Origin of the sequence: Micromonospora sp. NPDC050686 (assembly GCF_040654475.1) — a bacterium.
Classification (GTDB): domain Bacteria; phylum Actinomycetota; class Actinomycetes; order Mycobacteriales; family Micromonosporaceae; genus Micromonospora.
Genome location: NZ_JBFAID010000001.1, coordinates 81,339 through 106,338 on the forward strand (window position 1 = coordinate 81,339; position 25,000 = coordinate 106,338).

General features: G+C 71.7%; 17 protein-coding genes. 12 read left to right on the forward strand and 5 right to left on the reverse strand.

Annotation, left to right across the window (positions count from 1 at the left end; all coding sequences use genetic code 11):
• Nucleotides 1-7 precede the first annotated feature (7 nt).
• The 4 genes from frr to AB0H57_RS00435 all read left to right on the forward strand — a co-directional run bounded on the left by frr (nt 8) and on the right by AB0H57_RS00435 (nt 4,695).
• Nucleotides 8-565: a ribosome recycling factor gene (gene frr, locus AB0H57_RS00420; protein WP_357501312.1), complete on the forward strand. Its 558-nt coding sequence runs from the start codon at nt 8-10 to the stop codon at nt 563-565.
• A gap of 269 nt (nt 566-834) precedes the next feature.
• A complete protein-coding gene (locus AB0H57_RS00425) occupies nt 835-2,211 on the forward strand; it encodes a phosphatidate cytidylyltransferase (RefSeq protein ID WP_357501313.1) in 1,377 nt (458 codons plus the stop codon).
• Between the two features lie 104 nt (nt 2,212-2,315).
• Nucleotides 2,316-3,464: a 23S rRNA (adenine(2503)-C(2))-methyltransferase RlmN gene (gene rlmN, locus AB0H57_RS00430; protein WP_357501314.1), complete on the forward strand. Its 1,149-nt coding sequence runs from the start codon at nt 2,316-2,318 to the stop codon at nt 3,462-3,464.
• 31 nt (nt 3,465-3,495) lie between these two features.
• On the forward strand, nt 3,496-4,695 hold the full coding sequence (locus tag AB0H57_RS00435) for a DivIVA domain-containing protein (RefSeq protein WP_357501315.1): 1,200 nt from the start codon (nt 3,496-3,498) through the stop codon (nt 4,693-4,695).
• 84 nt (nt 4,696-4,779) lie between these two features.
• Here AB0H57_RS00435 and AB0H57_RS00440 read toward each other — a convergent pair whose 3' ends face one another.
• Complete coding sequence (locus tag AB0H57_RS00440) at nt 4,780-5,004, reverse strand: DUF2631 domain-containing protein (RefSeq protein ID WP_357501316.1); 225 nt, start codon at nt 5,002-5,004, stop codon at nt 4,780-4,782.
• 267 nt (nt 5,005-5,271) lie between these two features.
• Between AB0H57_RS00440 and AB0H57_RS00445 the strand changes: the two genes are divergently transcribed.
• Together AB0H57_RS00445 and AB0H57_RS00450 are read left to right on the forward strand one after the other, a co-directional pair.
• Nucleotides 5,272-6,852 (forward strand): Rieske 2Fe-2S domain-containing protein, encoded by a 1,581-nt coding sequence (locus AB0H57_RS00445; RefSeq protein ID WP_357501317.1) that lies wholly within the window; start codon nt 5,272-5,274, stop codon nt 6,850-6,852.
• Between the two features lie 108 nt (nt 6,853-6,960).
• A complete protein-coding gene (locus tag AB0H57_RS00450; RefSeq protein ID WP_357501674.1) occupies nt 6,961-7,614 on the forward strand; it encodes a TMEM175 family protein in 654 nt (217 codons plus the stop codon).
• Here the strand turns inward: AB0H57_RS00450 and AB0H57_RS00455 are convergent.
• Nucleotides 7,595-9,199: an NAD(P)/FAD-dependent oxidoreductase gene (locus AB0H57_RS00455; RefSeq protein ID WP_357501318.1), complete on the reverse strand. Its 1,605-nt coding sequence runs from the start codon at nt 9,197-9,199 to the stop codon at nt 7,595-7,597. The genes AB0H57_RS00450 and AB0H57_RS00455 overlap by 20 nt on opposite strands.
• A gap of 160 nt (nt 9,200-9,359) precedes the next feature.
• On the opposite strand from AB0H57_RS00455, the gene AB0H57_RS00460 reads away from it, so the two are divergent.
• Nucleotides 9,360-9,782: a 50S ribosomal protein L7/L12 gene (locus tag AB0H57_RS00460; protein WP_357501319.1), complete on the forward strand. Its 423-nt coding sequence runs from the start codon at nt 9,360-9,362 to the stop codon at nt 9,780-9,782.
• A gap of 11 nt (nt 9,783-9,793) precedes the next feature.
• On the opposite strand, the gene AB0H57_RS00465 is transcribed toward AB0H57_RS00460, so the two are convergent.
• Nucleotides 9,794-10,636, reverse strand: a complete 843-nt coding sequence (locus AB0H57_RS00465; RefSeq protein ID WP_357501676.1) for a YhjD/YihY/BrkB family envelope integrity protein — start codon at nt 10,634-10,636, stop codon at nt 9,794-9,796.
• Nucleotides 10,637-10,687: 51 nt separating this feature from the next.
• Between AB0H57_RS00465 and AB0H57_RS00470 the strand changes: the two genes are divergently transcribed.
• Nucleotides 10,688-11,233, forward strand: coding sequence for a GNAT family N-acetyltransferase (locus AB0H57_RS00470; protein ID WP_357501320.1), 546 nt, complete (start codon nt 10,688-10,690; stop codon nt 11,231-11,233).
• Between the two features lie 75 nt (nt 11,234-11,308).
• On the opposite strand, the gene AB0H57_RS00475 is transcribed toward AB0H57_RS00470, so the two are convergent.
• Complete coding sequence (locus AB0H57_RS00475) at nt 11,309-14,395, reverse strand: DNRLRE domain-containing protein (protein ID WP_357501321.1); 3,087 nt, start codon at nt 14,393-14,395, stop codon at nt 11,309-11,311.
• Nucleotides 14,396-14,841: 446 nt separating this feature from the next.
• Between AB0H57_RS00475 and AB0H57_RS00480 the strand changes: the two genes are divergently transcribed.
• Entirely contained in the window at nt 14,842-22,665 is a 7,824-nt protein-coding gene (locus AB0H57_RS00480) for an RHS repeat-associated core domain-containing protein (protein WP_357501322.1), read from the forward strand.
• Between the two features lie 87 nt (nt 22,666-22,752).
• A complete protein-coding gene (locus AB0H57_RS00485) occupies nt 22,753-23,187 on the forward strand; it encodes a hypothetical protein (RefSeq protein ID WP_357501323.1) in 435 nt (144 codons plus the stop codon).
• A gap of 284 nt (nt 23,188-23,471) precedes the next feature.
• Here AB0H57_RS00485 and AB0H57_RS00490 read toward each other — a convergent pair whose 3' ends face one another.
• Nucleotides 23,472-23,690, reverse strand: a complete 219-nt coding sequence (locus AB0H57_RS00490; RefSeq protein WP_357501324.1) for a hypothetical protein — start codon at nt 23,688-23,690, stop codon at nt 23,472-23,474.
• Nucleotides 23,691-23,894: 204 nt separating this feature from the next.
• Here AB0H57_RS00490 and AB0H57_RS00495 point away from each other — a divergent pair, with 204 nt between their 5' ends.
• The gene (locus tag AB0H57_RS00495; RefSeq protein ID WP_357501325.1) at nt 23,895-24,701 is read left to right on the forward strand and encodes a helix-turn-helix transcriptional regulator; all 807 of its coding nucleotides are present in this window, start codon (nt 23,895-23,897) and stop codon (nt 24,699-24,701) included.
• On the forward strand, nt 24,692-24,898 hold the full coding sequence (locus tag AB0H57_RS00500; RefSeq protein WP_357501326.1) for a DUF397 domain-containing protein: 207 nt from the start codon (nt 24,692-24,694) through the stop codon (nt 24,896-24,898). Before AB0H57_RS00495 ends, AB0H57_RS00500 begins: the two co-directional genes overlap by 10 nt.
• Nucleotides 24,899-25,000 lie beyond the last annotated feature (102 nt).

Below are 25,000 nucleotides of genomic sequence, written 5' to 3' on the forward strand. Positions count from 1 at the left end.
GAGACCGGTGATCGACGACACCCTCCTCGAGGCTGAGGAGAAGATGGAACGTGCCATCGAGCACGCCAAGGAGGAGTTCGGCGGGATCCGCACCGGTCGCGCCAACGCCGCCATGTTCGGCCGGATCGTCATCGACTACTACGGCAGCCCCACCCCGCTGCCGCAGATGGCGTCCATCGCGGTCCCCGAGCCGCGGATGGTGATCATCAAGCCGTACGACAACTCGCAGATCAACGCCATGGAGAAGGCGATCCGCGACTCGGACCTCGGGGTGAACCCGAACAACGAGGGCAACCAGCTGCGCGTCCTGCTGCCGCAGATGACCGAGGAGCGCCGCCGCGAGATGATCAAGGTCGCCCGGCAGAAGGGCGAGGAGGCCAAGGTGGCCGTCCGCAACATCCGCCGCAAGGCCAAGGAGGAGCTCGACCGCCTGGTCAAGGACGGCGAGGTCGGCGAGGACGACGGGCGCCGCGCCGAGCGCGAGCTCGACGAGCTGACCCAGCGGTACGTCGCCCACGTCGACGAGCTGATCAAGCACAAGGAGTCCGAGCTGCTCGAGGTCTGAGCGCGCCGAGGACGTGTCACGGCACCGGTGTGCCGCCACCCCGCCGAGCGGGGCCGGCACCCGGTGCCGTCGTCGTCGGGCCCCCACGTCCGCCGTGTCCGGCCGGCGGGTGCAGTAGGCTCGGCACGATTCCCGCCCGTCCCTGGAGTGAACGGCGGGGATCGACCGGTCGTCGGGCCGGTCAACCGTAGGGAACAGTCGCGCCGGTAGGGGATGGTCTTGGTCTTGCGTTCTGTGGTGGAACTCGCGCCGAACCCGTTCGGTGCCTGATGTCCCACCTCGACCCCTACGGCACCGCTGAGCCGCGCGGCTGGGAGCGGCCGGAGCAGCCGGCCGGCCTGCCGTGGCCGGAGCGGGACATCGAGCCCGGACGGCCCCGCCGGCACCCGGCCAGCGGCCCCGAGCTGTACGTGGAACCGTACGCCCGCCCCCGCGCCGATCGACCGGCCGAGCCGTACGAGCGCCGGGGCGGCCGGTACGACGAGCACACCCGGCCCGAGCTGGAGCAGTTCTGGCCGGGGTCGCACGAGCCGCACCCGGACGAGCCGCCGCACCGGCCGGACCCGGGCCACCACGAGCCGCCGGAGCCGGGCTGGCGTCCCGGCCCGAACCGGCCCGACCAGCACCGCGCGGACGACCGGTACGACGCCCGGCCCGACCCGGACGAGGAGTACCCGACGGCGCAGTTCGCGCCGGTGCGGGGCGAACCGGTACGGGACGAACCGGTGGCGGATCCGGCCGGTCCGGAGGCGGAGCAGCCCTCCGCCCGGCGGCGGCCGGGGCGGCGCCGGGCGAGCGCCGACCGACCGGCCACCCAGCAGGCCCCGGCGAGCCGGGCCGGGCGGAACCTGCCGGCGGCGGTCGCGGTGGGGGTGGGACTGGGCGCGGTCATCCTGCTGCCGCTGTTCCTCTACCCGCCGGCCTTCCTGGTCGTGGTCGCCGCCGCGATCGCTGTGGGCACCTGGGAGATGGCCCGGGCGGTACGCCGCAGCGGCGCCCATCCGCCGCTGGTCCCGCTGATCGCCGGTGGTGTGCTGACGGTGGGGCTGGCCTGGTGGGCCGGGCCCGACGCGCTCAGCCTGGGCCTGCTGGTCACCGTGCTGGGCACGATGATCTGGCGGCTCGGTGACGGCCCGGCCGGTTTCCAGCGGGACCTGACCGCCGCCACCCTGATCGCCGTGTACGTCCCCTTCCTCGGCGGCTTCGCCGCGATGCTGGCCGCGGCGCCCGGGGACGGCCACTGGCGGGTGCTGGCCACCCTGGTGGCCGTGGTGCTCTCCGACACCGGCGGGTACGCCGCCGGGGTGACCTTCGGCAAGCACCCGATGGCCCCCCGGATCAGCCCGAAGAAGTCCTGGGAGGGCTTCGCGGGCTCGGTCACCGCGGCGGCCGCGGGCAGCGCCGTGCTGGTGTGGCTGCTGTTCGACGTGCCGCCCTGGTGGGGGGCGCTGTTCGGGATGGCGGTCTCGGTGGCGGCCGTCCTCGGTGACCTCGCCGAGTCGATGATCAAGCGGGACCTCGGCGTGAAGGACATGAGCAACCTGCTGCCGGGGCACGGCGGCCTGATGGACCGGCTGGATTCGATCCTGTTCGCCGTGCCGGCGGCGTACCTGCTGCTGGCGGTGTTCGTGCCGGTGACGGGCTGAGGCATGAATCACGCCGGTGAGCTCGGGTCATTCGTCCGGACGGAGCGGATTCGGCACCTCCGGACGGATGCGTTCGCGCTAGGGCGTGACAGACTGGACCCGCCATGACGAGCTTGCCGCTGATTCCCGTAGATCCCGACGCGCCCGGGCGCCGGCCCGCGATGCCTCCCCGTCACCTTGCCGACCTGGACCTGCCGGGCCGGCAGGCGTTGGTTGCCGAGCTGGGTGAGCCGGGCTTCCGCGCCAAGCAGGTCTCGAACCACTACTTCGGGCGGCTGGTCCGCGACCCCGCGCAGATGACCGACCTGCCGGCGGCGGCCCGGGAACGGATCGCCGACGGGCTGCTGCCTCGGCTGCTGACCCCGGTCCGGGAGCTGGCCTGCGACGACGGGGCGACCCGCAAGGCGCTCTGGCGGCTGCACGACGGCTCGCTGGTGGAGAGCGTGCTGATGGGCTACCCGGACCGGGTCACCGTCTGCATCTCCAGCCAGGCCGGCTGCGGCATGGCCTGCCCGTTCTGCGCCACCGGCCAGGCCGGCCTGACCCGCAACCTCTCCACCGCCGAGATCGTCGACCAGGCGGTCTACCTGGCGGGGGTGGCCGCGTCCGGCGCGGTGGCCGGTTCCCCGCCCCGGCTGTCGCACGTGGTGTTCATGGGGATGGGCGAGCCGCTGGCCAACTACAACCGGGTGTTGGCGGCGATCCGCCGGCTGGTCGCCCCGGCCCCGGAGGGGCTCGGCCTCTCCCAGCGGCACATCACCGTTTCCACGGTGGGGCTGGTTCCGGCCATCCGCCGACTGGCCGGCGAAGACCTCTCGGTGACTCTTGCGCTGTCGTTGCACGCACCCGATGATGATCTGCGCGACGAACTCGTGCCGGTCAACCAGCGCTGGAAGGTAGCCGAGGTGCTGGACGCAGCGTGGGACTACGCGGCCCGGACGGGGCGCCGTGTGTCGATCGAGTACGCCATGATCAGGGACGTCAACGACCAGCCGTGGCGGGCCGATCTGCTGGGTCGGCTGCTGGCCGGCAAGCTGACCCACGTTAACCTCATCCCGCTCAACCCGACCCCGGGCAGCCGCTGGGACGCGAGCCCGAAGCCGGTGGAGCGGGAGTTCGTCCGGCGGTTGCGCGCGGCCGGTGTCTCCACGACGGTGCGGGACACCCGGGGGCGCGAGATCGACGGTGCGTGCGGGCAACTGGCCGCCGCCCAGGACCAGGACACCGACGTGTCGCGCGAGGCCATGGCGTGACCGGGCGTAGCGAACGAGACCAGGAGACATAGTGGCGAGTCAGGGTCAGCGTTTCCGGCGTAAGGCGCTCCGCCGGGGATACAAGGTCGACGAGGTCGACGCCTTCCTGGACCGGGTCGAGGCGACACTCGCCGGCCAGCCGGTCGGTGCCCCGGTCGCCGCCCAGGAGGTCCACGACGTCGTCTTCCGGGTCCGGTTCAACGGCTACGACGAGTGGCAGGTCGACCTGCACCTGGACCGCGTCGAGCGGCAGCTGGCCGAGCTGGAGGAGCGCGGCGGCCCGGCCGGGCGCGGCGGTGACCCACGCCAGATGGACCGGCTCGGCCCGCCGATGCGCGACGACCGCGGTCTCTCGCCGGTGCCGCAGCCACTGCCGCCCCGGGCCATGCCGGCCCAGGCCGGCCCGCCGGACCGGTACGGCCGCTACGACGAGCCCACCGGTGCCTTCGCGGGCGGGTACGACGGCCCTCGCGGTGGCTACGACGGGCCGCGCGGTCCCGGTGGTCCCGGCGGCCCCGGCCCGATGGGCCCGGGCGCCCCGATGGGGCACGGCGGCCCGCCGTCGCGTGGCCTGCCGCCCGGCCCGGGCGGTTACGGCCCGGACGACCGGTTCGACGGTTTCGAGGCCGGCCGGCACGGCCGAACCGACATGACCGCGGAGATCCGGATGCCCGACCGCGACCCGCGCGGCCGCGGCCCGGCCGGCCCGCCGGCGGTGCCGCAGCAGGGCTACGGACCTGGCCCCGGCCCGGAGCAGGGCTACGGACCTGGCCCCGGCCCCGAGCAGGGCTACGGCCCCGGCCCCGAGCAGGGGTACGGTCCCGGCCCCGGCCCCGAGCAGGGCTACGGACCCGGCCCGGAGCAGGGGTACGGTCCCGGCCCGGGCATGTCCGGCCCGCCCCCGATGGCCGGCCCCCCGATGGGCAGCCCGCCTATGGGTGGCCCCCCGATGGTCGGTCCCCCGATGGCTGGCCCGCCGGGCAGCGACCTCTACCGGGTGGACCAGATCCGGCGTCGCTTCCAGGTGCGCCGCTTCGGCAGCGGGTACGACCCGGACCAGGTGGACCGCTTCTTCGAGACCCTGCTCGGCGGCATGCAGGGGCGCAACCCGATGCCGGTCAACCCGAAGGACCTGGACACGCTGCGCTTCGGCCTGGTGCCCGGGGGCTACTTCGAGGCCGAGGTCGACGCCGCGCTCAAGGACGTGCAGGACATCCTCCTCGGCCGCTGAGCCGGGTACGACGCGAGGAGGGCCCACTCCCGCCCGGCGGGAGTGGGCCCTCGTGCGTGTCCGGTTCGGCGTGCCCCGGCCCGGTCAGGACCGCAGGCCGTTGCGGCGCAGCACCGCGTCGCCGATGACGATCAGCACCAGCAGCGCGGCGACGCCGATCAGCCAGATGTCCTCGACCCGGCCCTCGTGGTTGCCCCAGAGCGCCATCAGCACCAAGGCCGCCGCCGTGACGAGCGCACCGATCCGGCCGGACTTCCGGTGCCCCGGCTTGTGCTGATCTGGCGCCGTTACCGGCTCGCTTCCTGCCACTGTCGGTCCTTCCCTCGCGATCGGATCTCCGATTAGTCTGGCACGTCCGGTGGCCGGCCCGGCGCAGGGTCCGGACCGGCGGCACCCAGCGACGACCGGCGGGCGCCGGACGCCGCGCGAGGCGGGTCGAGCCGGACCGGCCACACCGGCCGTTGGACCTGTTCCGGGCGGGGCAGACCGGCACTACCGGCGTCGCGGGGCGGTGGCGAGACTCCCTCCGGTAGCGTCTTGACGTACACCTTGATTGTCTTTTTGAGGGGGACTGCGGTGCGAGTGACCGGTACGGGACATGCCAGCATGCGGATCGACACGCCCGCGGGCAGCATCCTGTGCGACCCGTGGGTCAATCCCGCCTACTTCGCGTCCTGGTTCCCCTTCCCGGACAACTCCCAGCTCGACTGGGGGACCCTGGGTCAGGTCGACTACCTGTACGTGTCGCACCTGCACCGGGACCACTTCGACGCGAAGCACCTGCGGGACTTCATCTCGAAGGACGCCACCGTCCTGCTGCCCGAGTTCCCCACCTCGGAGATGGAGGACGAGCTGCGGGCGCTGGGCTTCACGAAGTTCCTCAAGGCGCCCAACGAGCAGGTGGTGGAGCTGCCCGGCGGCCTGAAGATCATGATCCAGGCGCTGACCAGCCCGACCGACGGCCCGATCGGTGACTCGTCGCTCTGGGTGGAGTACGACGGCGTCCGGCTGCTCAACCAGAACGACGCCCGCCCGACCGACCTGAGCGTCTTCGCCGAGCTGGGCCACGTGCACGCGCACATGCTGCAGTTCTCCGGCGCGATCTGGTACCCGATGGTCTACGAGCTGCCGCAGGCGGCGAAGACCGCGTTCGGCAAGCAGAAGCGGGACCGGCAGTTCGACCGCACCTGGCGCTACATCGACGACCTGAAGGCCGACCACGTCTTCCCGATCGCCGGCCCGCCGTGCTTCCTCGACGACGAGCTGTGGCAGTTCAACGACATCTTCGGCGACGAGGGGAACATCTTCCCCGACCAGTCGGTGTTCCTGGCCGAGTACGCGAAGGTCGGCGGCACCAACGGCATCGTGCTGCTGCCGGGGAGCGTCGCCGAGGTGACCACCGAGGGCGCGACCACCACCCACCCGGTGCCGGTCGAGGAGTTCTTCGCCGACAAGGTGGCCCACCTGGAGGAGATGCGGGAGCGCAAGCGGCCGATCATCGAGGCGGAGAAGGCGTCCTGGCGGCACCCCGAGGTGGACGTGCTCGGCGAGATGAAGCGCCGGATCGAGCCGCTGCTGGACGAGTCGATCTATCTGGCCAAGGGGGTCGGCGGTCCGGTCCGCTTCGACCTGGTTGGCTACGACGGCGACAGCGTCGAATCAATCGTGGTGGACTTCCCGGGCAAGGAGGTCCGGCCGTACGCGGACGAGAAGGTGCGCTACCGGTTCCGTACCGAGCGGGCGCTGATCGAGCACCTGCTGCACATCGACGAGGTGGACTGGGTCAACTCGCTCTTCCTGTCCTGTCGCTTCTCCGCGGCCCGGATCGGCCAGTACAACGAGTTCGTCTACGCCTTCTTCAAGTGCCTCTCCGAGGAGCGCCTCCAGTACGCGGAGGGCTGGTACGACGAGAACGAGCGGGCGGTCGACGCCGAGGACATCTCGCTGGAGGGCTGGGTGGTGCAGCGGCGCTGCCCGCACCTGAAGGCGGACCTGACCCGGTTCGGCATCGTCGACGGCGACCAGCTCACCTGCCAGCTGCACGGCTGGAAGTTCGACCTGCCCAGCGGGCGCTGCCTGACCAGCGTCGGCCACAAGATCCGCGCCCACCGCGCGGACGCCGACGCCCCGGCCCCCGCCGGGGAGGCGGTCATCTGAGTTTCGCCCCGCCCGCCGCCCCTGCCAGGTGACCATCAGGTCAGGAGGGGCGGCGTGACGGAGTCGGGCGCGGAAGGCAAGCAGTACCGGTACCGGCGTGACCGGGAGATGGTCCGGGACGCCTCCCGGGTGGAGACGTTCAGCGACGGCGTCTTCGCGGTCGTGCTGACGGTGATGGCCGTCGAACTGCTCCAGAACGGCCCGGCCCGGGACCCCGGGAAGCAGCTTCCCGACGCCCTCGCCCACGCCTGGCCGTCCTACCTGGCGTACGTGATCACCTTCGGGATCGCCGGCCAGATCTGGCTCGGCCACCACAACATGTGGCGGTACGTGGTGCGGGTCGACCAGCTGCTGCTGGTGTTCAACCTGCTCGTGCTGCTCTTCGTCGCCACCATCCCGTTCACCGCCGACCTGCTGTCGGACAACCTGCGCCGCAGCCCGGCGGAGCAGCGGCTGACCGCCGCCCTCTACGTCGGCACCGTGCTCGGTGAGTCGCTCTTTTTCAACCTGAGCTGGTGGTGGGCGCGCCGCAGGCACCTGCTCCATCCCGAGTTGGATCCCCGGCTGGCGCGGGCGGTCGCCTGGCGATTGCGGCTGCGCCCACTGCTCTACCTGATCGCCTTCGCCTTCGTCTTCGTCGACCCGATCCTCAGCCTCCTGCTCTACCTGCTGCTCGTCGGCCTCTCCCTCATCCGCCGCCCCGGCGACCTGCCCCGTTTCGCCGCCGGGGCCAGCGAGGAGATCAACGGCCGAGGTCGCTGAGGATGCGCTGGGCGGCGTTGTGGCCGGCGGCGCCGATGACGCTGCCGGCGGGGTGGCAGCCGGCGCTGCCCGCGTACACGCCGTCGATCCCGGTGGCGTACGGCATCCGGTCGGTGAACGAGACGGTGTTGTCGACGTGGTGGATGTGCCCGCCGGTGATGCCGAAGTGCGCCTCGATGCCGGGCGGGGGCAGCGGCACCGCGTCGGCGATCAGGTCCCCGGTGCCCGGGGCGTACCGCTCGCAGATCGCAACCAGCCGCTCGACGTAGCCGGGCAGCGCCTCGTCCCAGCTGGTGCCGGCCAGCTCGTACGGCACCGACTGCACGAACAGCGCCGACGAGTGGTGCCCGGCCGCGTCGGACAGTGACGGGTCGACGGTGGTGTGCAGGTACCACTCGATGGTCGGCTCCGCCGGCAGTCGCCCGGCCTGCACGTCCGCCCACATGGCGCGCAGCGCGGCCATCGGCGACTCGCCGCCGGCGCCGACCAGCGAGGCCGACCCGGGCAGCAGGTGGATGGTGGAGCCGAACGGGCTGGGCGCGTCCGCCGGCAGGCAGGAGAAGCGGGGCAGCCCGGTCAGCGCCAGGTTGAGCTTGAGCGTGGTGCCGGGCCGGCGGACCGCCGCCATCCGGTCGCCCAGCTCGGCCGGCAGCGCGCCGTCGGGCACCAGCTCCATCAGCCGGTACGGGTCGCAGGCCCCGAGCACCACGGAGGCGGCCACCTCCCGCCCGTCGGCGAGCACCACCCCGGCGGCGGCCCCGCCGTCCAGGGTGATCGCGCTGACCGGCGTACCGGTGTGGATGCGGGCCCCGGCCGCACGGGCGGCGTCGGCGAAGGTGCGGGACACGGTGCCCATGCCACCCCGCGCGATCATCCAGGTGCCGTCGGAGCCGGGCAGCCGGCACATGTTGTGCACCAGGAAGTTGTGTCCGGTGCCCGGGTCGTCCGGGCCGGCGTTCAGGCCGGAGAGGCCGTCAGTGACCGCGTACATGCTGACCAGCAGCTCGGAGCGGAAGTCGAAGCGGGCCAGGTAATCGGCGACCGAGCCGCGGACCAGGTCGACGAAGACCTGCCGCAGTGCGGGGCGGACGTACCGCTCGGCGGTCTCCTCCACCGGCAGCGGCTCGGCCAGCCAGGCCGGCGCCAGGTCCGCGCGGAGCTGGGCCAGCTCGGCCTGGAGCGCGTCGTCGGCGGCCACGTCGGCGGGGGAGAACATCTCGGTGAGCTGCCGCCGGGTGGCGGCGCTGTCGCTGCCGAAGAGCAGGTACGGCGAGCCGGGCCCGCCCGGGGTGGGCAGGAAGTAGTGCGGGTCGCGGCGCAGCACCGGAATGGTCACGTCGAGCGTGGCGAGCAGTTCCGGCGGCATCAGCCCGAGCAGGTACGACCCGGTGGAGTGCCGCAGCCCCGGCACCTTGGGGAACGGGTTCTCCGTCCGGGTCGCCCCGCCGATCACGTCGGCGGCCTCCAGCACGACCACGTCCAACCCGGCCCGGGCCAGCAGGATCGCCGACACCAACCCGTTGTGCCCCGATCCGACGATCACCACGTCGGCCCGCCCGGGCATCCCACCACCGTCTTCGCTCATACTCGCGCACCCTACTGCCCGCAGTGCCTTCCCCAACCGCCTCCGGCGCCCCGACCTGTCGATCATGAAGTTAGCGGGGGTGGGGAGCGCTCTCTCGGCCGCAAACTTCATGATCAACGGGTTGGGTCGGGGGGAGGGACGGTGGGTTACGGTGGGCGGCATGTCGGCGGGTGTTCAGGTCGCCCTTGGGGTGGCGGTTGTCGTGGTGGTGCTGCTGGTGGTCGTGCTCGGGCGGGCCACGGGGCGGCCGCGGGAACTGGGTGCGCCGGGTCGGTCCGCCGAGGGCGGGCAGGCCGAGGTCCTCCGGCTGGTCGGGGAGCGGCGCACGGTCGAGGCGGTCAAGGTGCTGCGCCAGCAGACCGGGCTGCCACTGCTGGAGGCGAAGCGGGTGGTCGACCTGCTGGCCGCGGGCGGCAGCTGGTCACCCGGGTCCGCGCCGCCCGGAGCCGACGTCGACGACGGGGTGCGGGCCGAGGCGGCCCGGCTCGCCCACGGCGGGCGGAAGATCCAGGCGATCAAGCTGGTGCGGGAGCACACGAACTGGTCGCTGGCCGAGGCGAAGGGGTACGTGGAACGCCTCTGACGGCGGGCCGGTCAGGGGCGGCCTGCCGCCCGGGCGGCCCGCCACCGGCTCAGCGCCAGCGTGGCCGAGTAGCCGGCCAGGACGATCACGTGGAAGAGGTAGAGCCAGAGCAGGACGGCCACCCCGGCGCCGACCGCGCCGAACCCCCCGAACGGGACGCCCAGGTCGAGGGGGAGCGAGCAGAACAGCACGAAACCGTGCAGGAAGCCGGCGAGGTTCGCCGCCGTGAACGACCCGAGCGCCAGCGTGGACAGCCAGTCCGGGGAGGCCGGCCCGACCACCCGGAACACCCACATCAGCACCGGGGTGAGCACCAGCCACACCCCGAGGAAGGACAGCACGACGCCGAGCGCGCCGATCAAACCACCCTCGCGGACCAGCCGGGTGGTCAGCGGCAGCGCGATCAGGATCGACAGCAGCAGCGCGGGGGCCGGGGCGAGCAGCGGGAGCAGCAGCAGCCGGCCCCGCCAGCCGACCAGCGACTCGTCCGTGCCGCCGGGCAGGGCCACCGAGACGAACGCCCGGCGCAGGCCCTCGCCGTACAGCGAGGCGGGCAGCAGCGACGCCAGCGCCAGCAGCGGGGTCAGGTCCAGGCCGGCCTCGACCAGCGCGGCGACCGCCCGGTTGGCGCCGATGTCGGCGGGCAGGGTGTCGATCGCGTACGAGGTGAGCCGGCGGACCCGGTCGTCGCTGGCGAGCAGCCCGGTCAGCCAGATGGCGAGCAGGGCCACCGGCACCACGGCGATCCCCCCGTAGAAGGTGATCGCGGCGGCGTGCAGCGACACATCCCGACCGCTTACCGGCCGGAACGCGCCCCTGGCGATCCGCTTCGCCCGCTGCCACCCCGCACCCATCGCGATCTTCTTCCCCACGCGGTGACCCGGTACGCATTACGATCGCGCCTCATGACCGTCCTCACCACCGACCGGCTGCTGCTGCGCGACTGGACCGAATCCCCGGCCGACCTGGCCCGGCTCTACGACATCTACTCCCGCACGGAGATCACCCGCTGGTTGAACGCGCCCGGCCTGCCGCTGACCGCCCCGGAGCAGGCGGCCGAGCGGGTGGCGATGTGGCGGGCCCGGCACGCCGAGCACGGCGACCGGTACGGCACCTGGGCGATCGAGCCGCGCGGCGGCGGGCCGGTGATCGGCTCGCTGCTGCTCAAGCCGATGCCTGGCCGGGACGAGGCGGTGTTGACCGACGACATCGAGGTGGGCTGGCACCTGCATCCGGACTCGTGGGGCCACGGGTACGCCACCGAGGCGGCCCGGGCGGCGGTGGAGCGCGAGCTGGCCACCGGCACCGCCCAGGTCTTCGCGGTGGTGCCGCCGGGCAACGAGCCGTCGATGGCGGTCGCCCGGCGCATCGGCATGACGCACGTGGGCCAGCGCACCGACTGGTACGGCGGCGAGTTGCTGGAGACCTTCGTCCGCCGCCGGCCGGCCTGACCGGCCCGCCGGACCTGAAAAGGGACGGGCCCGAGCAGTCGCCTGCTCGGGCCCGTCCTCGATCGGGGAAGTTCGTCAGCCGAAGGCCTTGACCCCGCTCCAGTTGTCGCCCAGCACGGTCTTCACCGGCGCGTTGGTGTTGGTGGTGGACGGGTGGTAGATCACCATCGTGCCGTCCGCCCCCTTGCGGGCCCACATGTCCGGGACCCGGTCCCCGTTCACGTCGGGGATGCCGATGACGGCGCTGATGTTGGTCTCCGTCCAGTTCGTGCCATAGGAGACGTCCCCGCTGCGGGAGGCGGCGGCCGACTTGAGCGAGTCCAGGTTCACGCTGCCCGCGGCGGTGCCCGGCTTACCGTGGCGGACGTACATGGTGCCGGCGTCCAGGTTCCGCCAGAGCAGGTCCGGGGTGCCGTCCAGGTCGATGTCCGCCACGTTGAGGATCTCCCGGCGGGCCCAGGCGGTGCCCTCCATCAGGGTGGCCTCCTGGAAGCTCGCCCCGGTGTAGCCGCTCAGCGTCCAGAACGCGGTGCCGGCCCGCAGCACCAGGTCGGGCAGCTTGTCGCCGGTGATGTCGCCGACCGCCTTGAGCTGCGTCCAGGTGTCCGGGGCGGGGGCGTTGGCCGGCAGCAGCACCCGCAGCCGCTTGTCGACGTTGAAGCTGCCGTACCCGTCACCGGGGTAGAGCCAGAACCCGCCGTCCGGGGTGCGGGCGAACAGGTCGGTCGAGCCGTCGCCCGGGTACGCGTCGCCGTACTTGGCGATCAGTGCCGACTTGCCGCTGGCCGCGTCGTACCAGTGGCCCGCCGGGTTGAGCGCGCCCTTGTCGTCGTAGGAGGCGTACTGCCAGCCGTACAGTTCGCCGTCCACGTCGCCGGCGTAGTTGCGCAGCCGGCCGCTGGTGTCGATGAGCAGCAGGTCGGGGATGGCGTCGCCGCCGGTGTCACCGGGGCTGTCCGCCGCGTCCCTCGGCGGCATGTAGAAGGAGTAATCGGTACGGGCGCTGCGGTTGCCCACCGTGTCGTACGCGTACACGTGCAGGGTGGTGGGGCCGGCGTGCCGTGGCGCCAGGTCGGTCACCGTGGCGGTGCCGCCGCTGGCGGTCACCTCCTTGGTGCCGATGCCCTCGAAGGCGTAGCTGAACTTGGCCGCCCCGGTGGCGGTGAAGGTGATCGGGCCCTTCTGGCCGAACTTCACCGTGGCCCAGGTGGCGCCGTCCGGGGTGGCCTGCTTGAACACGTCGCTGGTGACCTCCGGCGCGGGCGGGGCGGAGGCGTCGATGGTGAACCGGCACGGCTCGGTCCCCGGCGGGAAGTACGTCGACACCTCGCCGCCGGAGTCCTCGGAGCGCACGTCCCACGAGTAGGTGGCCTTGTCCTCCAGGGTGGTGGACGGGATGGTCACGGTGCCCTTGCCGCTGCTCAGGCTGGTGACCAGGGTGCCCGCCGGCACCGTGCCGCCGGTCTTCCACCAGCGGAAGCGCAGGCCCTTCAGGTTGCCGTCGGGGTCGCTGCCGGTCGCCGTCAGCACGATGTTCGTCTTGGCGATCGTCACCCCGTTGCCGGGGCCGGGCACGCACGCGCCACCGGGCGTGGTGGTGCCGCCGGTCGGCTCCTTCGGCGGCCGGTTGTAGGTGACGGAGAGCTCGGCGGAGGTGGCCCGGAACTTGCGCCAGGTGTACTTGTCGGTCTCACTGGTGGCGCGCATGCCGAGGGTGACGCTCGACCAGCCGTTGTCCGCGCCCTGCTGGGCGGCGTTGAGCACGTTGAAGCTCACGTAGTCGTCGGCGCAGCTGCTGCTGTAGCCGTACGCGAAGCTCTTGCGCTGCTGCTCCTTGGTCCAGCTCGGCTGCTTGTTCCAGGTGGTGCCGGTGGAGATGGCGCCGGTGAGCCAGAGCTGGATCTCGCGGCCGGAGCAGGACCAGGAGTAGTTGTTCAGCACCTTGAAGCTGGCCGAGCTGATCGTGGCGCCCTTGAGGCTGCTGCTGTAGCCCATCCGCCAGAAGGCGCGGGACGTGCCGCCGGTGTCGGACTCGTAGCCCACCCGGGCGTCGGAGGTGCCGCCGTTGAAGTTGGTGCCGTTCCAGTAGTTGCTGTTGGGGTACGGCTTGTAGGCGAAGGTCCACGCCGATTCGCCGGTGGTGAGGGTCGGGTCCAGGAAGACGGGGAAGCGCACGTCGGCGCGGGTGAGCAGCCCGCTGGCGGTGGCGTCCAGGCGTAGCAGCACGTCGCCGGTGCCGTCCCGGTCGAGGCGGGTGGGGATGGGCGCCTGGTGGGCGCCCGGCTCGATGCCGCTGAGACCGGAGAGCTTCAGCACGTCCGCCGCGGTGCCCACCGCGGTGCGGGGGGCGCTGCCGGGCTCGGCGTCCGGGTCCCGGCCGGAGGAGTCCCAGCCGAACGGGGTGGGGATCGAGCTGATCTCCTTGCCGGCACGGTCCAGGGCCCGGACCCCGCCGGTGTCCGGGTCGTGCCGGAAGACCAGCGTCGCCGAGCGCAGGCCGTAGCCGAGGGTGCGCACCGCCGCCAGGGTGCCGGCCGACCGGTCCTTGACGATCAGCAGCTGGGCGAAGCCACCGGCCTCGCGGGCGACCACGAGCAGGTCCACTCCGGAGCGTACGTCGGGGTAGAGCGCGCGCGGGCCGTCGAGCACCGGCTCCGGCAGCGGGCCGGGCCAGACGTACGCGATGGTGTGGCCGTCGACGTCGATCTCGGCCAGCACGCTGTCCTCGCCCTTGCTGCCGCCGGAGAAGCGGACCGGGGTGGGCGGGTTGGCCGGGCGGACGCCGAGGTCGCCGCCCCCGGTCCGGGTCAGCCTGGTGTCGATGTCCGTCCACCGGCCGGCGGCGTCCCGCACCCGGCGGGGCGCGGCGTGGAAGGTGGTGCGCAGCTGGCCGTCGGGCAGCGCCCAGGTCTGCGAGGTGGCGGTGGTGGCGGTCTCCACCAGCACCTCCTTGCCGGTCCGGCGGGCGTCGGCCACCGCGACCACCTCGTCTCGCGGTCCGGTGGGCGCCGGCGCGGCGGCGGTGGCCGCCTCCTGCGGCTCGTCCGGCCCGAGCCACCAGGGCAACGGGGCGGCGACGAGGGCGGCCAGTGCGAGGCCCAGGGTGAGGGTCAGCCTGGTGCGCGTGCGTACGAAGGGGCTGAGCAGGCGAGGCACGGTCACGGCGGTCCACTCCCGTGGGGGCCAGGGGACAGGGAAGGGCGACAACGAACGGCCCCGGTCGGCGGGGCCGAGGGGCAGAACGCGGGCACACGATCGCACGCCGCCAGCGGTTCGCGTCGTCCCGTGACCGTTATGAATCCGTTATGCGCGGAGCGTGACCGTCCGATGTGGTGCCGGAAATTGATCATGCGTCCGGATTTGGCCACGCCGCATGACGGACATGCCGGGATCCGAGCCTTTGGTGGCAACGCTGGCGATGTGACGGCTTCTTACCCCAAAGAGACAGTGATAGAGGTCACTTCGATGACCATCTTGTCACCCTCCGTGCCCTTGAGTGGCGGCTCCTCCTGACGCAGAGTGCTCACGCACGTGCCGTATCGGCGCGTGTCCTGCTGCGGTTTACCGCGCCCTTTTTTCGTTCTCGCGCTGGGTGGGAGTCGACGCGTATGCCTGGTACCGGTTTGCTGTCCCGGCGGTGGCCTGGCCGGGGGAACCCGACAGAGCCCGGTCGCCGTGTCCGGCGGCGTCGCGCCCGTACGGCCATGACACTGGCCCTGTCCACCACCCTGGTCGCCACGATGCTGCCGGTGCCCGCGTGGGCGGTCCCCGGCGCGGGCATGAGCCGCGAAGGGCTCACCCTCACCCTCCCGGACGTCCCCGCCAGCGAGCAGGTCGGTGAGGACGAGAGCGGCGAGAAGAACCTGACCACCGCGGACGAGGTCCCGGTCGAGCCGTACGAGCCGCAGGCCGTCACCCCGTGGCAGCAGGACAGCGGCGTGGTCGACCTGACCGGCGTCGAGGCGGGCGCCTCCGTGCCGGTCGACGACCTGCCGGTGGCCCTCGGGGTGCCCGAGGGCGCCGACCCGGCCGCCCTCGCCGGCACCTGGAGCGTCGACCTGGCCGCCCCCGAGGCGTCCCAGGACGCCGGCGTCGCCGGCCTGATCATGAAGATCACCCCGCCGGCCACCGCCGACCCGGCGGCCGAGGTCGCGCTCAGCGTGGACTCCACGCCCTTCGTCGACCTGTACGGCCCGCAGGCCGCCGACCGCTTCGGCGCGGTGCTGCTGCCCAACTGCGTCTACGACTCGCCCGACACCGGCGACTGCGCCCCGGACGGCGGGGAGGAACCGCCCGCGCCGCTGCGGACGCTGACCAGCGACGTGGAGCTGCTGCCCGGCAAGGAGGCCGGCTTCCGCGCCGCCGCCGGCGGCGACGAGCCGACCCGGCGGGTCATCACCAGCACCGTGCCCGTCGGCCCGCTGCTCACCGGCCAGGGCGAGACCGCGGCCCGGTCGCTCGGCGCGGCGGCGACCGACCCCAGCGTCGTCGGCGTGCTGGACACCGGCGCCTCCACGGGCGGCGACTTCACCGCCACCCCGCTGCTCTCCTCGGGTTCCTGGGCGGCCGGCGCCTCGTCCGGCGCGTTCACCTACTCGTACCAGGTGCAGGTGCCGGAAACCGCCGGTGGCCTGATGCCGAAGGTGGCCCTGGCGTACTCCTCGCAGTCCGCCGACGGCCGCACCTCCGCCACCAACAACCAGGCCTCCTGGATCGGCGAGGGCTGGGACTACAACGCCGGCGCGATCACCCGCAGCTACGCGAACTGCCGGCAGGACTCCAAGAAGACCGGCGCCAACAACAAGGACCACCGCACCGCCGACCTCTGCTGGGGCTCGGACAACGCGACCCTGTCGCTGGCCGGGATGACCACCGAGCTGGTCTGGGACAAGAGCAAGCAGAGCTGGTTCACCGCCAACGGCGACGGCTCCACGGTCGAGTTGAAGAAGAACACCGCGCTGGCCAACGGCGACGCGGACGGCGAGTACTGGGTGGTGACCACCCGGGACGGCACCAAGTACCACTTCGGCCTGAACCGCCTGCCGGGCTGGTCGGACAACGGCTCCGCCGCCGACGACCCGGTCACCAACTCGGTGCTCACCGTGCCGGTGTACGGCAACCACCCGGACGAGCCCTGCTACCAGGGCACCGGCACGGACAAGTGGAAGACGTCCTCCTGCACCCAGGGCTGGCGCTGGTCGCTCGACTACGTCGAGGACATCCATGGCAACGCCATGAGCTTCTGGTGGGCCAAGGAGAAGAACTGGTACGCCAAGAACTTCAACTTCAAGGCGCCGGTCGAGTACGACCGGGCCGGCTACCTCACCCGGATCGACTACGGCCAGCGGCGGGACAGCCTGTTCTCGGCCGAGGCGCCGGCCCGGGTCCGCTTCGAGGTGGCCGAGCGGTGCTACGCCGAGGGCGGCCTCGCCTGCACCGACGCGAACTTCGCCGCCAAGGACCCCGGCAAGTACCGCATCTGGTACGACACCCCGGCCGACCTGCGCTGCGAGTCCGGCAAGAAGTGCTGGAACGCCGGGCCGTCGTTCTTCAGCCGTAAGCGGCTCGACAAGATCAGCACGTCGGCCCAGCGGCGCACCGACACCACCGCCCGCCAGGTGGTCGACGAGTACCAGCTCAAGCAGTCCTTCCCGATCCTGCGGACCGGCCCGAACACGGCGCTCTGGCTGGAGTCGGTCACCCGGACCGGCTACGGCCGCAACGGCACCACCGACGCGAAGGTCACCCTCAACCCGGTGCGCTTCGAGCCGAACGTCGAGGACATGCCGAACCGCGTCAAGCGGGACCACCGCCCCGGCTTCTCCCGGCTGCGCATCGCCCGGGTCATCAACGAGTACGGCGGCGAGACCGTCATCACCTACCAGCAGCCCACGGGGGACTGCGCCAGCGGCACCGGCCTGCCCGGCAAGGAGGACACCGCCGAGCTGAAGGCCAACACCCGGCTCTGCTACCCGTCCTTCTGGCACCCGGATCCGGACGCCGAGCAGATCGACTGGTTCCACAAGTACGTGGTGGAATCCGTCGAGGAACTGCCCAACGTGGACGGCGCGTTCAGCACCCTCACCCGGTACGCCTACGCCAAGGCCGGCTGGAAGCTCGCCGAGCAGGAGTTCACCAAGAAGTCCACCCGCACCTGGTCGCAGTTCGCCGGCTTCGAGCAGACCACCGTCATCACCGGCGCGGACGACCCGGCCATCGGCAGCAAGCGGACCAAGGCCGTCACCCGCTACTTCCGCGGCATGGGCGACGCGGTGTCGATGAAGGACGTCACCGGCGCCGAGATCGCCAAGGACCGGGAGCCGTTCGCCGGTCGGGTCGCCGAGGAGCTGACCTACGCCAACGCGGACGACGCCGACACGAACTGGCTCACCCGCAGCGTCACCTTCCCGGCCGCACAGCTGCTCGCCAGCCGCACCCGCGACGACGGGCTGAGCCCGCTGGAGGCGTGGCGGGTCACCGAGCCGCGCCAGGTGTCGTACACGAAGTCGTCGGGCACCGGCGACGACACCCGTACGTCGCGGTCGGTCGAGACGAAGACCACCTTCGAGACGACGTACGGCCTGCCGACGCAGATCGAGTCGCTCGGTGACACCGGCAAGGCCGGCGACGAGTCCTGCACCTTCCTGGAGTACCAGCACCGGACCGACAAGAACCTCATCGGTCTGACCAGCCAGGTCCGGACCAGCCCGACGACCTGCACCGCCGCCACCTTCGACAACCTGAAGACGCTCAGCTCGGCGACCCGGGTCGCCTACGACAGCCAGCCGTACGGCACCGCCCTGGACGCGACGACCCGTGGCCTCGCCACGCAGACCTGGTCGCTGAAGGGCGACGGCTCGGGCTTCCAGAACGAGGGCACCACCGGCTTCGACAGCATCGGCCGGGTCGTCTCCGGGACGGACCCGGACGGCAAGACCTCGACGATCACATACACCCCGTCCACCGGTCAGGCGTTCAGCGTCACCGAGCAGAACTCGCTCGGGCACAAGCAGGTCCAGGAGCTGGACCCCGGCCGGGCCGTCTCGGTGAAGACGACCGACCTCAACAACCGGGTCAGCGAGGCGAAGTTCGACCCGCTGGGCCGCCTGGTCGAGGGCTGGGCCCCCGGCCGTACCCCGTCGACCGCGGCGATGCCGGACTTCAAGGCCGAGTACGCGACCCCGGTCGGCAAGCCGCCCTACGTCACCACCTTCAGCCGCGGCCACGACAACAAGATCCAGACCTCGGTCACGCTGTACGACGGTCTGGGCCGCGAGCGGCAGAGCCAGGACGAGGCCACCGGCGGCGGCCGGCTGATCACCGACACGCTGTACAACAGCTCGGGTGAGGTGTGGCAGACCAACAACGCCTACTTCGCCGAGGGCTCCCCGGTCGGCACGCTGTTCACGCCGCTGGCGGACACGGCCGTGCCGAACGCCACCCGCTACACCTACGACGGGCTGGGTCGCGTCCTCCAGGAGATGCCGGTCCTGCGCGGGGTCGACACGCCGGCGCGGGCCATCACCTACACGTACGGGGCCGACAACTCGTCGGTGATCAACCCGACCGGCGCGGCCTCCTACCGGCTGTTCACCGACGCTCTGGGCCGCACGACCCGGGTGGACACCTTCAAGGACGCCGGTCGCAGCGAGTTCACCTCGATGCGCTACGAGTACGAGGCGCGGGGGCTGCTGGCGAAGGCCACCCACTCCGCCGACCCGACCCGCCCCTGGACCTGGACCTACGACCAGCGCGGTCGGATGGAGACGGCCACCGACCCGGACAACGGCACCTCCCGGACGACCTACGACCACCGGGACCGCCAGCTGACCGCCACCAACGCCCGCAACGTCACCATCTGGAACAGCTACGACGAGCTGTCCCGCCCGGTGCAGCAGCGGCTCGGCGGCAGCACCGGCACGGTCCTGGCCGACTTCCGCTACGACACGGCTCCCGGGGGCAAGGGCCTGCCGGCGAGCGCCACCCGCTACACCGACGGCCTGCCCTACACCCAGACCGTCGGCGGCTACACCAACGACTACCAGCCGACGTCCACCACGCTGACCCTGCCGCAGTCGATCGCCGACACCTGGGGCCTGCGCTCCTCGTACCGGTACGACTACACCTACACCGACACGGGGGTGCCCGAGTCGGTCACCGTGCCGGCCGTCGGCTCCCTCGGCGCCGAGAAGATCCTGGTCCGCTACACCAAGGACGGCCTGCCGCTGTCGGTCTCCGGCAACAACTGGTACGGATCGGAGACCGTCTACTCGCCGTACGGTCAGGTGCTGCGGTCCACCCTCGGCGCGCAGCCGTACCGGGTCTGGACCATGGCCAGCTACGACGACGCCAGCGGCGCGCTCACCGACCAGCAGGTCTACCGTGAGCAGACCGGTGACAAGGCGATCGTCTCCGGCAACCTCGTCTCGCACCGCTCCTACTGGTACGACAACGCGGGCAACGTCACCTCGATCCGTGAGCGCTCCCTCGGCATCGAGGAGCGGCAGTGCTTCCGGTACGACACGGTCGGCCAGCTGACCACGGCCTGGACGGCCAAGGACCAGGCGTCCTGCCAGGCCGACCCGGCCGGTACCACCGTGGCGGCCGGTCCGGACGGCGCCGGCTACTGGCAGCAGTACGAGTACGACCTGCTCGGCAACCGCAGCAAGCTGGTGGAGAAGGACCTCACCGGCGACACCGCCAAGGACGCCACCACCACCTACTCGTACGGCAAGGCCGACGGCAGCCAGCCGCGCACGCTGACCAAGGTGAGCAAGAACTACGTCACCCCGGAGGGTGCCGCGGTCACCGCCGAGGCGCAGCGGCTCTACGAGCTGACCGGCGAGACGAAGTCGGTCACGTCGGTGCAGAACGGCGACCAGCAGACGCTGTCCTGGAGCTACGACGGCCAGATCGAGCGGATCAGCGGGCAGGGCAGCAAGGGTCGGACCGCGTACGTCGGCCTGGGAAACAAGTGCGTCGACCTGAAGGGCGGCCTGGCGGTCGCCAGCCAGCCGCTCCAGCTGTACGGCTGCAACGACTCGATCGCGCAGAAGTGGACCTTCACCCCGGCCCCGAACCAGCCCAACGCCAACCTGGGCACCCTGACGGTGTACGACGAGTGGTGCGTCCAGCCGACCGCCAACACCGCCGGATCGGCGTTGCAGATCCAGAAGTGCAACGGGTCGACCGGTCAGCGTCTGGAGCGCACCGCCGCTGGTCAGCTCAAGCACACCGGCTCCGGCCTGTGTCTCGCCGTGAAGGACGCCAGCACGACCGACGGCACGCCGCTCGTGCTGGTGAGCTGTGACGCCGCCGCGGCGGCGCAGCAGTGGGAGGCGCAGAACGAGACCCGGCACATCTACGGCCCGGACGGCAACCGGCTGCTGACCATCCAGAACCGCCAGGCCAAGTTGCATCTGGGCGAGGCGGAGGCCACCGTCCAGAAGGGCGGTGCCCTGGTCAACACCCAGCGCACCTACTCGGTTCCGGGCGGCACGATCCTGCGCTACGCGTACGGCACCAGCGGTTCCACGTTGGTCGCCCTCGCCGACGATCACCAGGGCAGCCCGTACGCGGAGGTCGGCCTCAGCGGCACGTCCGTCGTCCGGATCCGTAAGCAGGATCCGTTCGGCAACCAGCGGGGCGCCTCGCGGGTCGGTGGCAACCTGCAGACCCACCAGGGCTTCCTGGGCGCCACCCAGGACGACGCCTCCGGCTACACCCCGCTGGGCGCGCGGCTGTACGACCCGGCGGTGGGCCGGTTCCTCTCGGCCGATCCGATTCTCGACCTGGCGGACCCGCGGCAGTCCAACGGATACGCCTACGCGCACAACAACCCGGTGACGCTCACCGACCCGACCGGGCTGTCGGTGTCGCTGAACGCCTCGGAGATGGCGGCGGCCCTGGCCGGCGCGGGCCTGTCGGCCGCGCAGGTCGCCCAGGCGCAGTCGACCATGGGGCGCTCGCTGGTGTCGGTGATCCTCGACTCGGCGTGGTACGTCCTCAAGGAGTTCATCGGGATCAACGACGCGATCAACTGCTTCGGCGGTGACATGTGGTCGTGCGGCAGCCTCATCATCGGGGCGATCCCCTGGGCGAAACTCGGCAAGATCCCTGCCGTGATCAAGGCCGTCAACCGGGTGATCGACGCGATCCAGGCCTGGCGGGTGGCGAAGAAGGCGGCCGAAGCGGTCCTCGCGGCGGCCAAGGCGGCGGAACGAGCGGCGATCAACGCCAAGAAGCTGGCCATCGAGCGGGCGAAGAAGGCCGCCCAGGCGGCGAAGAAGAAGGCCGCCGACAAGCTCAAGACGACGAGCCAACGGGCCGTCGAGGCCAAGAAGAAGACGGGCAACCCGGTCCACAAACAGGCTCAGGCCAAGGCCAACCCGAGAGGGTCCGCCGCCGCCTCCAGCGGCGCGGGCAAGTCGGGCGGTGCCAGCAAGCCGGCCAAGCCGGGCGGCGCCTCGGGTGCCTCCGCCCGCAGCCAGGGCGGTGCCACCGGTGGCGGCGGCGCCGGCAAGGCGGGGGGCAGCTGCAAGACGGCGGGCAACAGCTTCGTTCCCGGTACGAAGGTCCTGATGGCCGACGGTTCCACCAAGCGGATCGAGGACGTGAAGCCCGGTGACAAGGTCCGGGTCACCGACCCGGCGACGGGCCGTACCGAGGTGGAGACCGTCACCGCGACGATCAAGGGCGAGGGCGTCAAGCACCTGGTGCGGGTCACCATCGACACCGATGGTGCGCGTGGCTCGGCGACTGCTGAGGTCGTCGCGACCGACGGTCACCCGTTCTGGGTGCCCGAACTCCGCGAGTGGGTCAACGCCACCGACCTGCGGGCGGGCCAGCTGCTGCGGACGAGTGCCGGTACCCGCGTCCAGGTGGCGGCGGTCGAGCGGTGGACCACGCCGCGAGCCACCGTCCACAACCTCACGGTCGCGAACATCCACACCTACTACGTGCTGGCCAGCAGCACGCCGGTGCTGGTGCACAACTGTGGCGGCAACACCGCCTACAGCGAGGTGGAGAACGGCCGGGCCGGTGCGGCGTACGCGGAGATCACCCCGCAGGTGCTGGACGACGCGGCCGCCGGCCGGATCGGCAGCGGGACCAGCCGGGGCCTGACCCGCAACGCGCCGGCGGGCTTCCAGGGTGGGGCCGCGGGCCACTCGAAGGGGCACCTGATCGGTCGCCAGTTCGGCGGTGACGGCCGGGACGTCCGCAACCTGGTCACCCAGTCGGCAGCGCAGAACAATGGGCCGATCTCGGACGTGGAGGACATGATCGCCGCCCATGTCCGGCAGACCGGCAATACGGTCATCATGTCGGTCACGCCGTTGTACGAGAATGGCGGTGTCGTGCCCAGCCATGTGCTGATCGAAGCGGTGGACGACTTCGGGTTCAACATCAGCAGGAAAATGGACAACATGTAGCATCCACGCGTGGATGAACTTGATTGTTTGAAGCGGCTCTGCCCGCCACCGCCGGCTCCTCGCACCACCGGCGGTGGCGGGTACGGGGTGGCTTTGCCGGACGACTATGTCCGCCTGGTCGCCACGTACGGGCAGGGCTGCTTCGACGACTTCCTCTGGGTGCTGTCCGAGGGCTCCGGGAATCCCCATCTCGACCTGGCCGAGCAGACCCGGACGATGCGCGAGATCCTGGGCAGGAAGCAGAATCCGGGCTTGCACGCGACGCTCGCGGACCACGGCGTGTCGGCCACCGAGCTGATTCAATGGGCGACGACCGATGGTGCCGACTCGCTTCTCTGGCTGCCGGTCGGTCCTCCGGGGAGTTGGCAGACCATCGTGGTCGAGGCCGGGGCGTTGAGTTTTTCCGTGCTGGATCAGAGCACCACGGCGATCCTTTTCGACCTGCTGCGGGGCGCGCTGCGGCTGCCGCAGTTCCCGGACGATTTTCCGGGTGACGAGCCTCGGTTCGTGCCGGTGGACTGACGGGCATCTTCCAGTATCCGGCGGCCGGAGGATTTCGTGCCGAACGGCGATGAACCGGGCGAAGAACTCGGCCGGGTCGACCTCGTCGGGCCGCAGCCGCAGCCGATCGGCCACCGCGTCGTGCAGCAGCGTGCAGAGGTAGACGGCCAGGCCGGGCCGGTCGTCGGCGTAGTCGGCGCGCAGGGCCAGCTTCGCCGGTTGGCAGGGCCACGGCGCGGCGCACACCCGGCAGAGCCAGGTCGGCCGGGCCGCGACGTGCCGCCGCAGATCGGCGAGCGAGACGCTCATCCCGGGTCACCCGTCGCGCCCCGGCGCAGCGCCGCGACCCGCACCAGCGCGGTCCGGGTACGGCCACTGGCGGCCTCGGTGCCGCCGGGCCGCAGCTCCACGCCGGTCAGTTCCACCCACTCCAGTTGGGCATGGTCCAGCCCGGCGGGCTCCCGGGTGACCCGCAGCCGCAGCGGCCCGGCCCCGTAGCAGTAGTCCGCCTCGAGCACGGTCACTATTCGCCCGACAAGCGGAAAACGGTGGTCCATCGGCTTGCTCCCCTCGCCACACCTGCTCACACTCTGCTGTGGACGTGACTACGGTCGGAAGGTGCCGCGAGCCCTCATCGCCGCCTGTGCCGGTGGGCACGGCACCGTGGCACGGCTGTGGTGACCGGGCACGGCTGTGGTGACCGGCGGGCGGGCTGTGGTGGAGGTGTGATGGGCAACGACCGGATGTCGACGCTGGAGTTCCTCGGCGCGGAGCTGCGCCGGGCCCGCCGGGCGAAGGGGCTCAGCCAGGAGGAGCTGGCCCAGCGGATCAGCTACTCCTCCTCGCTGGTGGGGATGGTGGAGATCGGCCACCGCACCCCGTCGCAGGACTTCATCGCCCGGGTCGACGCGGTGCTGGAGGCCGGCGGCCTGTTCGAGCGCCTGCTCGTCCTGGTCCGCGCCGACGCCGCACCGCCGTGGCTGCGGGAGTGGATCAGCGTGGAGCGGGAGGCGACGCTGATCCGCTGGTTCGAGCCGTCGCTGGTCCCCGGCCTGTTGCAGACCGAGGCGTACGCCCGCGCGGTGCTCGAATGGGGCGGACTCATCCGGCTCCCCGAGGTCGAGCAACGGCTGACGTCTCGTCTGGAACGCCAGTCGGTGCTGACGACGGACAAAGCTCCCCAGTTCATCGCGCTGGTGGACGAGTTCGCCCTACGTCGAGCGGTCGGCGAGCCGGCGCTGATGGTGGAGCAGCTTGAGCACCTGCTGCGGATGACCGAGTTGCCGCACGTGCATCTGCATGTGGTGCCGTCCGAAGCGGGTGCCCACGCAGGTCTCGCCGGGCCGTTCATCTTGGCCCGGACCGCCGAGGGCACTGAGGTGACGCACCTCGACAACCAGCTCCGCGCTCAGGTGACGGACAACCCCGAAGACGTTGATACCCTTCAGCGCAAGTGGGAGGCCGTGCGCGGCGAAGCGTTGCCCCGACGGGCGTCCCGAGAATTAGTCCGGGAGTTGGCGAAGTCATGGACCTGACGGGCGCGGTCTGGCGCAAGTCCACCCGCAGCGGCAACGGCGGCTCCACCTGCGTCGAGGTGGCCACCAACCTGCCGGGCGTGGTCGGCGTACGCGACAGCAAGGACCGTCAGGGGCCGGCGCTCACCTTCCCGTCCGCCGCCTGGACCGCCTTCACCCACGCCACCACCACTGGATCCTTCGGCTCGACTCGCTGAGCACGCGTGAGCGCAGCCGCGCCCGGTCGGCGAACTCCGCGGTCGCCAGCGTGTGCCGACAACGTTGGGCGCTCCGACCACGCCGCCGTGGCCTACCACGCG

Coding starts and splice junctions, on each gene's coding strand:
- AB0H57_RS00425 (WP_357501313.1), top strand. CDS start 835: ATGTCCCACCTCGACCCCTACGGCACCGCTGAGCCGCGCGGCTGGGAG.
- rlmN (WP_357501314.1), top strand. CDS start 2,316: ATGACGAGCTTGCCGCTGATTCCCGTAGATCCCGACGCGCCCGGGCGC.
- AB0H57_RS00450 (WP_357501674.1), top strand. CDS start 6,961: ATGGTCCGGGACGCCTCCCGGGTGGAGACGTTCAGCGACGGCGTCTTC.
- AB0H57_RS00455 (WP_357501318.1), bottom strand. CDS start 9,199: ATGAGCGAAGACGGTGGTGGGATGCCCGGGCGGGCCGACGTGGTGATC.
- AB0H57_RS00460 (WP_357501319.1), top strand. CDS start 9,360: ATGTCGGCGGGTGTTCAGGTCGCCCTTGGGGTGGCGGTTGTCGTGGTG.
- AB0H57_RS00465 (WP_357501676.1), bottom strand. CDS start 10,636: ATGGGTGCGGGGTGGCAGCGGGCGAAGCGGATCGCCAGGGGCGCGTTC.
- AB0H57_RS00470 (WP_357501320.1), top strand. CDS start 10,688: ATGACCGTCCTCACCACCGACCGGCTGCTGCTGCGCGACTGGACCGAA.
- AB0H57_RS00480 (WP_357501322.1), top strand. CDS start 14,842: ATGCCTGGTACCGGTTTGCTGTCCCGGCGGTGGCCTGGCCGGGGGAAC.
- AB0H57_RS00495 (WP_357501325.1), top strand. CDS start 23,895: ATGGGCAACGACCGGATGTCGACGCTGGAGTTCCTCGGCGCGGAGCTG.
- AB0H57_RS00500 (WP_357501326.1), top strand. CDS start 24,692: ATGGACCTGACGGGCGCGGTCTGGCGCAAGTCCACCCGCAGCGGCAAC.